Raw genomic sequence first — 12,253 nt, forward strand, 5'->3', positions numbered from 1 at the left:
AGGACCGAGTCTTGACCGAGCAGCTGAGACTGATGGCCGTGCACGCCCACCCCGACGACGAGTCGAGCAAGGGCGCGGCCACCATGGCCAAGTACGTGTCCGAGGGGGTGGACGTCCTGGTCGTCACCTGCACAGGGGGCGAGCGGGGATCCATCCTCAACCCGAAGCTCCAGGGGGACGCGTACATCGAGGAGCACATCCACGAGGTGCGCAAGAAGGAGATGGACGAGGCCAGGGAGATCCTGGGCGTCAAGCAGGAGTGGCTCGGCTTCGTCGACTCGGGTCTGCCCGAGGGCGACCCGCTGCCGCCCCTGCCCGAGGGCTGCTTCGCCCTGGAGGACGACGAGACGGCGGCGGGGCGTCTCGTCGCGAAGGTGCGTGCCTTCCGGCCGCAGGTGATCACCACCTACGACGAGAACGGCGGCTATCCGCACCCCGACCACATCAAGACGCACACCATCTCGATGATCGCCTTCGAGGGGGCGGCGGACACCGAGAGGTTCCCGGAGCCGGAGTTCGGCCCCGCGTGGCAGCCGCAGAAGCTCTACTACAACCAGGGCTTCAACAAGCCGCGCACGGTGGCCCTGCACGAGGCGCTGCTCGCCCGCGGGCTGGAGTCCCCGTACGGCGACTGGCTGGAGCGCTGGAAGGAGTTCGAGCGCGCGGAACGCACGCTGACCACGCACATCCCGTGCGACGACTTCTTCGAGATCCGCGACAAGGCGCTGATCGCGCACGCCACGCAGATCGATCCGGACGGCGGCTGGTTCCGCGTCCCGATGGACGTCCAGCGGGAGGTCTGGCCGACCGAGGAGTACGAGCTCGCCAAGTCTCTGGTCGATACCTCCCTCCCCGAGAGCGACCTCTTCGCGGGCATCCGCGACAATGCCTGATATGTACGCGACCCAGGCACTGACGCAGCTCGTCCCGCTCGCCGCCGATGAGCTCGACAAGAACAAGGTGACTCCCGGCGTCCTCGGCTTCCTCGTCTTCGCGGCCCTGGCCGTCGGGGTCTGGCTGCTGATGAAGTCGATGAACCGCCACATGGGCAAGGTCAACTTCGAGGAGGCTCCCGACCCGGAGGCGAAGCCGGACCAGGAACCGGCGGCCACCGCAGGCGGCCAGGCCCCGAAGAGCTCCGCGGGCAAGGGCTGACACGGCGGGGCGGGGCGAACAAGCCCCGGCCCGGCGCCGCCGCCCCGCTCCGGGCCCCTCAGGGGCGTACGCCCACCGGTACCCCCATGACCTCCCGGGCGTGCCGGGACGGGGTCAGGCCGAGGCGCCAGGCCTGCCAGCCGTCGTCCAGGTCCACTCCGCGGTTCAGGACGACCCGGAATGCCTCCGCGCAGTCCTCCAGCTTGGCGTCCCGCAGCGGGTGGGCCGCCTCCAGCAGGTCCGACAGCTCCTGCTGGGCCACGGCCGTGCCCACCTCGCTGCCGCCGGGTGAGGCGTACGGCAGGAGGGTGCACCGCAGGAACGCCGCCCAGTCGCCGCCCCGGACGTCGCCGTACGAGGCGAACAGGGTGATCGCCTCGCCGCACAGCTCCAGCGCCTGGGCGGCGCGGTTGTTGCCGCCGTCGATCAGGGCCAGCTCCAGGCAGGTCCACGCCTCCCCGTGTGCCACCCCGATGCGCCGGAAGTCGGCCCGGGCGTCCACGAGGAGCTGCCGGGCGAAGCCGGAGTTGCGCAGGTTGCCGGTCTGCGCGGCGCGCTGGTCGCGGGTGACCCGGCCCGAGTGGTGGCGGGCGCACGCCAGCCCGTAGACGTCCCGCATCCGCGAGAACATCGTGCGGGACCGCTCCAGTTCCCGTACCGCCTGGTCGGTGTCGCCGTCCTCCTCCAGCGCCTGCCCCAGGTAGTAACGCGTCCAGGCCTCGCCCCGCGCGTCCTCGTTGCCCCGGTGCCGGGCCAGGGCCCCGCGCAGCTGCTCCACGGCGGGCGCCGTGCTGCTGACGTCCCCGTCCATCAGCCGGGCGCGGCCCAGCTGGGTCAGGGCCCAGGCCTCCCCGCGCTCGTCCCGGGTGCGGCCGTACAGGTCCAGCGCGGTGGTCAGCTCCTCCTCGGCCCTGGCGACCTCGCCCATCCGCAGACAGACCTGGCCCAGCTGGAAGTGCGACCAGGCCTCGCCGTGCAGCGACTCGCCCTCGCGGTGCAGGGCCAGCGCGGTGTCCAGCAGCGTCAGGGCCTCGGACAGATTGGCCCGGTCCCGCTCGACGGCGGCCAGGGCGTGCAGGGACCAGGCGCGGTCCTCGGCCTGTTCCGGTGACGCCTGGAGGCCGATCGCCTCCCGCAGCCGCGCCGACGCCTCGGCCAGATTGCCCTGGTGGTGCAGGGTGATGCCCAGGGAGCAGAGCGCCAGCGCGGCGCCCGCGTCGTTCTGGGCCTCGCGGTAGAGGCCGACCACGGAGGAGAGCGTGGTGCGGGCCTTGTCGAGCTCGCCGAGCTGCCGGGCCGCGATACCCGTACGCCACTGGACGGACCGTTCCAGGAGTCCCTGGTCGACGGAGCGCGTCAGCTCGCTGATCTCGCCGAGGCGGTACAGGTCGCCGCGCAGCAGGCAGTAGTCGCACAGGGCGCCCAGCAGATGGAGCACCGCCCCCTGGTCGACGCCCTCCGCGTGCCGGAGCGCCGAGGTGATGAAGCTCGACTCGTCGTCCAGCCAGCGCAGAGCCGCGTCCAGCGAGCTGAAGCCGTGGGAGCCGAACTGCCCCGCACGGGTGGACATCTTGCCGTCCACCATCCGGATCACCGCGTCGGCGAGCTCCGCGTAGTTCTGGACGAGCCGCTCCTGCGCGGCGGTACGGTCCGCCGCCGGCTCCTCGTCGGTCAGCCTCGCCAGCGCGAAGGCCCGTACGAGGTCGTGCAGCCGGTAGCGCGCACCGCGCACATGGACCAGCAGCCCGGCCCGGGACAGCGTCTCCAGCAGCCGGCCCGCCTCCTGTTCGTCCGAGGACAGGAGGGACGCGGCGGCCGCCGCTCCCAGGCTGGCACGCCCCGCCAGGGCGAGCCGGCGCAGCAGCCGTCGGGCCGGCTCGGGCTGATCGGTGTAGCGCAGCCACAGGGCGCGCTCGACGGGCTCCACCGGGCCGTACGCGCCGAGGGCGGCGGCCAGTTCGGCGCGGGTGCGCGCGCCGAGGGCGGAGCCCGCGACGCGCAGGGCGAGCGGAAGCCCACCGCACAGCTCGACGACGGCGTCGGTCGAGGGGTAGTCGTACGGACCGGCCTCCTCGTCCTGCGCCGCTTCGCGCAGCAGCTCCTCCGCGCCCGCCGAGTCGAGACCGCCGACGGGCAGGTGGTACACCCGCGCGGGGACGTCCTCGGGCAGTTCGAGCGGCTCGCGGGCCGTGACGAGCACCAGGCTGTCGGAGCGCTCGGGCACGAGGGTACGGACCTGCGCGGCGTCGGTCGCGTCGTCCAGGACGATCGTGACGGGGGTGCCCGTCAGGTGCTGGTGGTAGAGCTCGCTCAGGCGCCGTACCTGCTGCTCGGCGGAGGACCGCTCCCGGAACAGGAGCTGCTCGCGCGGGGCGCCCAGCCGGTTCAGCAGGTGCAGCAGGGCGTCCCGGGTCGGCAGCGGGCTCTCGCCCGCCACGTCACCGCGCAGATCGACCACGCACGCCCCCCGGAACTGGTCCTTGAGCGCGTGGGCGGCCCGCACGGCGAGAGCGGTGCGCCCCGAGCCCGGAGCGCCGTGCAGGACGACGACGGTCGGCCTGGTCTCCGTGGCGGCGCGGGCGGCGTGCACCCACCTTGTGATCTGGGCCAGTTCGGTCCTGCGGCCCGCGAACGAGCCTTCCGCCGACGGCAGGTGCCCGAAGGACTGCTCCAGGAGCGAGCGGGTGCGGGCAGCCGCGCTGCGGTCACCCCCGCGCAGCTGTGCCACCACGGACGCGGACGCCTTCTTGGGGGTGCGGGTCGCGGCGGTCAGCACCCGCTGCTGGTCGAGGAACGGACGGATGCCCCGTACCTCCAGGGCCGTCAGCCACTGGAGCCGCAGCTGTTCGGGGCCGCCGGGCTGGTTCAGCTCACCCGCCCTGCGGTGGGCCGCGGGCCAGTGCGAGGCGGTCACGCGGGCCACCGTCGCCGTGGTCCCCGCGACGGCGACGACGGCGCCCGCGCCCAGGGCCAGCCCGGTCGCGGTGCCGAGCGCCAGGTCCGCGCCGAAGGCGGCGGCCGCCGCGACTCCGGTCACCAGCAGGGGAGTTCCCAGGGTCGCCCGGCTGAACCGCGCCGACAGCGGCTGCCGGCCGGCCCCGGCGGCGTCCAGCGCCTGGGTGTACGCGGCGTACTCCTCGGCCGCGCCCGCCGCCATCGTGTCGAGCGCGCCCCGCCCACGCGCCAGCAGCGCGCCGGAGTCCGTCCGGCCGCCGGTGCGCCGTGCCTCCTCCTCCACGGCACGTACCAACAGCCTTTCGGCTTCCGCCCGATGGCTGTCCCGCATGCGTCCCCCTCGTCCCCGGCCTCGGCCTCGACCGGAACCACTGTGTGGACCGTCCAGTGTCCCCGGTCCGGCGCTCCGGCGACAGGGAGTCCACGAGACTGTCCGTCGAACGGGCCGTGGGGGAGGGGGAGTACCGGACCGCGAGGGATCGGGCGAGGCGCGAGGGACGGCGCCCCGGGCGGGCGCCGCGACGGGTACACCCCGGGCGGCGCGGACGGGCACCACATGGCGTGGTGCCTGTCCAGTAGATGATCTCCATCTCGTCGATCCGGGACGGCGAGATTTTGAAGAACATGAACCCGCCCGGCTCCAGCTCGTAAGTGATCCCGAGCGGCTCGATCATCAGCGTGAACCCGGCGGTCGGATCAGCGTCGACCTTGATCCTGCTCATATGCCACTCGCTCCGCTCCCCGGGCGCACGAAGGTTCCGACAAATACGGTGAGCCGCCCACACGTGTGGGCGGCTCACCGTTCTTCTCTGCCAGGTCGGGCGACGAGCTAGGGAGCCCCTATGCGCAGAAATTCAGCATAGATCTGATGCAGCAGAACTGCATATCGATGATGGGCGTCGACAACCTCTCGCTCTTCGGCGGCCATGCTTTCACCGAATCGCTCCAGGCGAGAGATGACCTCCTCAAGCAACCCCATGACGTCCGCCCGGCTCGGCCTGAATATCCCCTCTTCGACGAAAAGGATCACCTGGGTCACATGTTCGTCGGCGAGAGCCAGATCGCCATGAATGAGTGCAAGGTTCTCTCCTGCGCGCAACAGATTCTCACCGCGGCGTAGACCGGGAAACGGCAATGATCGCCAGAGGGCGTAGCGCTCCATGAAATCCGACAACGGCTCGTCCTCTCGTCAGTCGGCGCCATACCAGAAGGTTACGGCCTTGCCGCCGGGGCCGATGATCCCGCCCTTACCCGTCTGGGGGTCCACGTACTTTATCCCGCGCGAACCGTCCGCCAGTGTCTCCAAGCTGGCGTTGAGCCCCCTCTTCCCTCCGGGCTGGGCAATTCCCGCCGCCCAGTCCTGCGCATCCTGGAGGTACTGCTCGCGCGTGACACTGCGCCCCTTTGCATGCTTGTCCCAGTGGTATTCAAACTGATCCTGGGAAGATCTGCCGCTGGGGTTATGGAAGACGTCGTCGATCTTCTTGGAGCACAATCCCGAATTGTGCACCAGTACGGGCACTGTGCCGGCGAGCACATAGTACGTATGCAGGTGCGCGACGGTGAGGTTGTGGACCGTGGCCGGCCGCTGGAGGGCGTGCACCGATGCGACGCGGACGGTCCCGCCGCTGCGGGTGCGCAGGTCCTGGCCGGCCGCCAGCTCGCCCGCGTCGATCCAACGGCCGAGGGCCGCGACCCAGAACGGGTGGCCGGCCGTCGCGGTGATCCGTACCGGTTCGCCGTCCACGGTGAGCGTGACGGTGACCAGGTCCTTCAGGCCCGAGCCCGTGATCTCGGCCGTGACCGTCCTGGCCACGGTCTCTCCGGTCTCCGGGTCCGTCGCCAGGACCTGGTCGCCGACGCGGACGTCCTCGATGGGCTTGCTGCTGCCGTCCGCCATCAGGACGCGCGTGCCGGGGACGAAGCTGTTGCAGGCCTTGACGACCTTCAGGCCCTTGAACACGCGGGCCCAGGGCAGGTCGAGTGCCGCCGAGCCGCAGGCCTTGAGGCTGTCGCCTCCCAGGCACTTCTTCCAGGCGTCGACGTCCGGTGCGACGAGAGCCACGACGATCCTGTCGAACATCGTGACCTCGTGCTCGATGATGCCGAGCGCCTCGGCCGCGCCGCAGAACGAGTCGGTGCTGGCGTGCGGTGTGAAGCACTTGCGCTCCGCCCAGGCCTCGATGCGCTCGCTCTCGTCGTACTGCGGGAGCATCGCCTCCAGTTCCCGTGCCGACGGCACCCGGATGTTCTCGATCCAGATCTCGCCCTTCTTCTCCGTGACGTTGACCGTCGTGGCGGGCGAGGTGTCGGACTGCTTGCCCGTGCCCTGGTCGTTCTTCTTGCCGCCACCGGTGTAGTAGAGGATGTCCTGGCCGTCGTCGCTGTAGCAGGCGTACGTGGTGCAGCCCGGGCCGTGGCCGTTCTCCGGCGCCCACACCGAGTCGGGGTTGTCGACGCTGCATCCGTCGCAGTACAGGCCCGTCGGGTCGGAGAAGGTGAGCGGGTTGTTGTTGCCGTAGGTGTAGCCGTTGATCTGCTGCGGGTCGGTCAGGTCCATGATCGGGTCGACCGAGAGGAAGCGGCCCGTCGCCGGGTCGTACTCGCGGGCGCCGAGGTGGGTCAGACCGGTGGCGGCGTCCTGGGTGCCCCCGACGAACCCCTTGGTACCGGGCCAGTCGGCCGGTTCCGCACCTCGGCTGCCGCCGAAGGGCAGCGAGCGGCGCTGGCTGAGCTTCTGCGTAGCGGCGTCGATGGCGAGCAGGGCCGTGCCGTGGTGGTCGGCCGTCGTGAAGGTGACCTTGCCGGCGTCGTCCTGGACGGCCAGGTGACCGCCGCCGAGGTCGATGTACCGGGTCGCCTTCGGCGTGGTGGCACCCTTGGCGACGGTGACCTCGGTGGAACCCAGATAGAGGGTGCTCTCGGTGGGGGTACGGGCGATCAGCCGGTTGCCGTCGGCGTCGTAGAGGTACTCGGTGACCTTCGGTGAGCCGCCCTCCACCGGCTCGGTGACCTTGGCCAGGCGGCCCTCGGCGTCGTAGTCGAGGTCCTGGGTGGTGCCGGCGCCCAGGGTGCGGGTGTCGGTGTTGCCCGCAGCGTCGTAGGTGTACGAGTCGCCGGCGGTCACCCCGCCACCGGAGCGGGTGACGGTCTTCAGACCGTGCGGGCGGACCGCGGTGGCGCCGGGGGCCGGGTAGCCGTAGATGCTGGTGACGTCCTTGGCCGCGTCACCCGTGACGTCGTGCTCGGTCTCGGTGCTGCGGTTGCCGGTCCTGTCGTAGCCGTACGACGTCCAGTACGGGGCCGGGCCTCCGAGCACCCCGGCGCCCGGGGCGCCGGCGCAGCTGGAGGTGGGCTGGGTCCAGGCTTCGGTCAGGCGGCGCAGATGGTCGTAGGTGAAGCACTGGGTGTCGGTGCCGGAGCGAGAGGTGTCGGAGACGGCGAGGACGTTGCCGGCCTCGTCGTAGCGGAAGGTGGAGGCCTGGTCGACGCCCGCCACGTCCTGGCGGTCGACGCGGGTGTAGGCCAGGCGCTGGGTGCCGGGCTCGTAGTCGTTGGTGACCCAGGCCTTCTTGCCGCCCGCGTGGGACAGCTCGTGCTGCAAGGGCTTGCCGGTCAGGCTGTAGGACGTGCTTCCCTTGATCCCTTCGCGGCCGTTGACGCTGAGGGGCCACAGGGTGTCGTCCTGGTAGGTGAACGCCACGGAGGAGGCGGCCAGGGCGCCCGCCCTGGGCAGACCCACGCTGCCGATCGCGCCGGACTCCCTGTAGTCGGTGGTCGACAGGTACGTCCCTGACAGACCCGCGTTGGCAGTGGACGCGGGGATCGTGACGGAGGTGCGTATCGGGCGGTAGAGGCGGTCGTAGCCGACCACCTTGGTGGTGTAGGCCAGACCGTCGGTGCCGTAGCGGGTGGACTCGGCGAGCTGCCCCTTGGCGCCGCTGATCGTGTCGTACGTCCACTTCGCGCGCAGGGGCCCGGTCGCGGAGCCCGACCGCAGCTCGGTCCTGCGGCCCAGGCCGTCGTGGACGCTGGCCAGTGTGGTGCCCCGGGCGTCAAGGGTGGAGGTGAGCTGGCCCCGGTCGTCGTAGAAGTACTTCAGCGCGCCCTTGTCGGGGTCCTCGGTGGCCTTGAGCTGGCCGAGCAGGTCGTACGCGAACGTCCACTCGTTGCCCGCCGGGTCGGTCGTGCGCGTCAGCGCGCCGGCCGGGCTGAAGGCGTATCTCGTGGCGTCGTAGGCGGACGTGGCGCTGCGCTCGTGGTGCTGGCGCAGTTCGGTGGTGCGGCCGCGGGCATCGGTGAGGGTGGTGACGGCGGTGCCGCCGACAGGCGGGATCACGGTGGTGCGGTCGCCGCCGTAGACGGTGCGTGTGATGCCGAGGACCTTGCCGCCGTCGCCGTTGCCGAAGATCTGGCGGTGTTGGGTCTGCCGGCCCAGGCCGTCGTGGACGTAGCGGTTCTGCGTCTCGACGCCGAGGGCGTCCTGCGGCCTGACCAGGGTCGTGGAGGGCTTGGTGGTGGCGTAGTAGGAGAGGAACTCCTTGGTCTTCTGACCGCGTTCGTCGTAGAAGGTGTCGGTGAGCAGCCGTCCGCCGTCGGGGCCGGGGTCCTGACTCTGGCGGGGGCGCAGGAGCCCGTCGTACAGGACGTAGGAGGTGACCTGGGCGCCGTTGTTGCCGATGGTCTTCGTGCCCACCGCGATCGGGCCGTTCTCGGCGACCGTGTAGGTGTACTCGTAGGTCGGGACGTCGGAAGTGGTGCGGTCGGCGAGCCAGACCTTGGTCTTGCGGCCCAGCGCGTCGTAGGCGAACTGGGTGACCTTCTCGTTGGTGTCGGTCTGCGTCAGCGGCACCCCGCGCAGCGGGTCGTTCGTGGTGACCGTGTACTGGGCGGTGGCGCTGTTCCCCGCGGTCGCGGGCGGGGTGGTCACCTTCGCGGAGGCGGGGAAGCCGCTGCTCGGGGTGTAGGCGGTGGTGGTGGTACGGCCGTCGGTGCGGGTGGCGCGGCTCAGCGTCCCGGCCTTGACGGTGACCGTGGCGCTCAGGTCCGTGCTGCTGGTCCTGCGGCCGTAGCCGTCGTAGCCCGCCGCACTCTCGGTGTAGGTGGCGGTGGTGCCGTCGTGCGACTTCAGCATCGCCGTCGCCGTGGGGTCGCCCTTGACGGGTGCCGCGTCGTAGGCGAGGCCGTCGTAGGCGGTACGCACGTCGGAGACGACGTCCTCGGCACGGTCCGGGGTCGTGCCGCAGGGCTTGGCGACCGTCTCCACCCGGGCGGGCAGCGTCAGCAGGGCCCCCGCCGCCGGGTACGACGTACGCGTGCACGTGTCGTCGGTGGTGACGGCGTCGTCACCACGGTCGTCGGTCTGGGTGATGCGCCCGGCGACCGTGTCGTAGCTGGTGGCCTCCGTGGTCGTGCGCCACTTCGCGCCCGCCCCGTCGTCCAGCGAGGTCCACGTGCGGGTCTGCGCGGTACCGGTCAGGTCGGCGGTCACCGTGCCCCAGGGGCGGACCTTCTTCGCCGTCTCGTGGTGCCAGGGCCGGTTCACGGTCTTGCCCAGCACCTGGCCACCGGGACCGGAGTACTGCACGCTCCGGTAGGTGAACCCGGCCGCCGACTCGTGGTCGGTGATCGGGTCCCCCTCACCCGTACCCAGGGTGAGGCTGACGGACTTGGTGCCGCCGGAGGGCTCCTTGCGGTCGCCGTCCATGCCGCGCAGGAAGTAGGTGTCGGCCTGCGTGCGCATCGCCGCCGCGCCGCCCTGACCGCCGGTCCTCACCCGGACATGGCCGTAGCCGCGCCACTGCGACCAGGTCTTCTCCTTCTCCTCCGTCAGCCCGTCGTCATCGTCGTAGTGCCAGGCGGCACCGTCCAGGTACTCGTACATGGTGACCTGGTCCGGGGCTCCGCCGGTGCGGTCGGTCCGGGTCACCGTGGACGTGACGTACTTGTTGAACCAGTGCAGATCCGGGTCGTCGGTGTCGGAGCCGCCGATGTACTGCGGGAAGCAGCGGGTGGTGTTGGTCTGAGGCGTCGGCAGCGCACCCGCGTCGCACACGGGGGCCGAGTACCCGACGTCGATCTGCCCGCCCGCCTCGTCCGCGACCGTGGCCAGGCGCTCCTTGATGTACGGCGCGAAGCCGTCACCGGTGCGGTCGAGGCGGTTTGCGAGCTGCGCGTAGGTGAACGTCGTCCTCGGGAGCGTGACCGCCGGCGTGCCGGTGTGCCCGGTGCGCTGCACGGAGTCCAGCAGCAACTGGTAGTCGGTGTCCGCCATGCCCCAGCGGTGCGTCAGCTTCCAGGAGTCGACGTTCGCGTAGGCGCCCGCCTTCAGCACCTGCGTCGAGACGGAGGCGAGCCGCTTGCGGGTGAAGAAGACCGGCGAGAGCCGGCCCTGGTCACACGTGGCCCCCGCCTCGCAGTTCAGGTCCCACGGAGTGTCGTACCAGTGGAAGGCGTCCTTGCCGATGTCCGCGCACGCCGTGGCCCCTTCGGACAGGCAGCGCTCACCGCTGGTGAAGTCGACCTTGGCCAGCGCCTGCGCCGAGTACATCGCCGTGTTCTTCAGGCCGTACTCGATCCGGTCCAGGAATCCACCCCGTACATAACGGGTGTTGAGCTTCTCGTCGAGGTTGCGGCCGTAGGAGTTCCACTCCTTGTCGTAGTAGTACGCGATCGCGTTGCCGTGGGGGTCGACGACGTAGTCCAGGTTCCAGCGCCAGCCCTGCTGGCACCAGGAGTCCGCGAACGCGTCCGCGTGGCACGGCTCGTCGGCGTCGTCGCCGAAGACCGGCGCCGTCCATGCCGAGTCGGTGGTCTCCTTGCCCTCCGCCCAGCCCGGCAGCCGGTTGTAGCCGAAGTAGTACTGCACCCCGTCCGGAGTGGTCACCTTCCAGTACTCGTCGTCACGCGCGCCGTTGGCCCGTACGTCCGTGCCGGAACCGTGCAGGCGCCGCACCTTCGTGCCGTCGTCGTCGCGCAGCCGGAACGCGTCGGTGCCGTCCGGGACCAGCTCGCCGCCCTTGCCGTTGAACGAGATGAACGCGTTGTCGTAGGCCCAGCACTGGTCGGCCGGTTTGCCGCCGTCGGGCCGCTCGACGCCGTCGTCGGCACACGCCTTGTAGCGCCGCTCGATGAATCCGGGCCACAGGTCGAAACCGTCACCCGCCCACGAACCCTGGTTGTTGCTGTTGCCGGTGCGGCCGTCGACCGAACCGGACGAGTACGACAGGCCCACGCTCGGCGTCAGCGCGCCCGGGACCTCCGGCACGTTCATCCCGTACGACCATGAGAAGTCCCCGGTGTTCAGGCTGGTGCTCCACTGCGCGGACGGAGCGAGCGGGGTCGCCTTGTAGTCGCCGCCCATGCTCGCGTCGTCGGCGACGGCTGCGAGGACGGTGGCGCCGGAGGCCCGCAGGGCGACCGCCGGGGCGGTGAGTGTCTGCGCTTCGGTGTCGTTGACGGCCTCGACGGGCTCGGCGTCGCGGCAGGCCGCCTTCTGCGGCGTGGTGAGCGCACAGGACGGCAGCTCCACCAGCCGCAGGCGGTCGGCGTAGCCGCCGCCGAACGATCCGGCGAAGGAGGAGTAGTCCAGGCGTGCGCGCACCGACGAGGCCTTCGTGCCCGCAGGTGCGGAGGCCGGCTCGAGGGTGAACACAGGTCCGTCCGCCCCCACGCGCTCGGCGGACGCGCGGTCCAGCAGGCGGGTGCGTACGGCGTCGGGGGCCCGGGTGCCGCCGACCGCGAGAGGCAGGTTCCTCGCCCGCACGACCGCGGAGGAGGTGCCGGACAGATCGACCGTGGCCGCCCCGGCCGCCGGCCATTTCGCGCGGGGCGCGGCTACGGGAGCCCTCGGGCCCTTCATGGCCGCGCGAGGGGTGACCGCGACCGGCGAGACCGCAACCGGCTTCTCGGAGGCGGGCAGGTCAGGGCGGCCTGTGCCGCGGTCGGCCGCGACGGAGGCCGGCTCGGCCACCGCCTGGAGCAGGGTGCCGAGCAGAACCGTGGCCGAGGCCAGGGCCACATGGCGGCGCAGGGCACGGACTCGCGTCCGGGGTCTACCGTTCATCCTCGTCCTTCATCCCTCGCAGGAGGCAACCCGGCCGGGTTGCGCGTCCGGTGTCGTTCGGATCGGTCGGCGTACGTG

The 12,253-nt window shown here is 71.3% G+C and carries 5 protein-coding genes; 2 read left to right on the forward strand and 3 right to left on the reverse strand.

Annotated elements, in window-relative coordinates; all coding sequences use genetic code 11:
• Positions 1 to 11: 11 nt before the first annotated feature.
• Together mca and ACFYQ6_RS11065 are read left to right on the forward strand one after the other, a co-directional pair.
• Entirely contained in the window at positions 12 to 893 is an 882-nt protein-coding gene (gene mca / locus ACFYQ6_RS11060) for a mycothiol conjugate amidase Mca (protein ID WP_361582515.1), read from the forward strand.
• A gap of 1 nt (position 894) precedes the next feature.
• Positions 895 to 1,155, forward strand: coding sequence for a hypothetical protein (locus ACFYQ6_RS11065; protein WP_388762498.1), 261 nt, complete (start codon positions 895 to 897; stop codon positions 1,153 to 1,155).
• Positions 1,156 to 1,213: 58 nt separating this feature from the next.
• Here ACFYQ6_RS11065 and ACFYQ6_RS11070 read toward each other — a convergent pair whose 3' ends face one another.
• The 3 genes from ACFYQ6_RS11070 to ACFYQ6_RS11080 form a co-directional block, all read right to left on the reverse strand.
• On the reverse strand, positions 1,214 to 4,441 hold the full coding sequence (locus ACFYQ6_RS11070) for a tetratricopeptide repeat protein (RefSeq protein ID WP_388762501.1): 3,228 nt from the start codon (positions 4,439 to 4,441) through the stop codon (positions 1,214 to 1,216).
• Between the two features lie 498 nt (positions 4,442 to 4,939).
• The gene (locus ACFYQ6_RS11075) at positions 4,940 to 5,284 is read right to left on the reverse strand and encodes a hypothetical protein (RefSeq protein WP_361582522.1); all 345 of its coding nucleotides are present in this window, start codon (positions 5,282 to 5,284) and stop codon (positions 4,940 to 4,942) included.
• A gap of 15 nt (positions 5,285 to 5,299) precedes the next feature.
• Positions 5,300 to 12,175, reverse strand: a complete 6,876-nt coding sequence (locus ACFYQ6_RS11080) for a polymorphic toxin-type HINT domain-containing protein (protein WP_388762504.1) — start codon at positions 12,173 to 12,175, stop codon at positions 5,300 to 5,302.
• Positions 12,176 to 12,253 lie beyond the last annotated feature (78 nt).

Source organism: Streptomyces sp. NPDC005494, assembly GCF_042872025.1.
Lineage (GTDB): Bacteria > Actinomycetota > Actinomycetes > Streptomycetales > Streptomycetaceae > Streptomyces.

Bases quoted from the DNA above. Each gene is read 5' to 3' on its own strand.
- ACFYQ6_RS11065 (WP_388762498.1), top strand. From the start codon at position 895: ATGTACGCGACCCAGGCACTGACGCAGCTCGTCCCGCTCGCCGCCGAT.
- ACFYQ6_RS11070 (WP_388762501.1), bottom strand. From the start codon at position 4,441: ATGCGGGACAGCCATCGGGCGGAAGCCGAAAGGCTGTTGGTACGTGCC.
- ACFYQ6_RS11080 (WP_388762504.1), bottom strand. From the start codon at position 12,175: ATGAACGGTAGACCCCGGACGCGAGTCCGTGCCCTGCGCCGCCATGTG.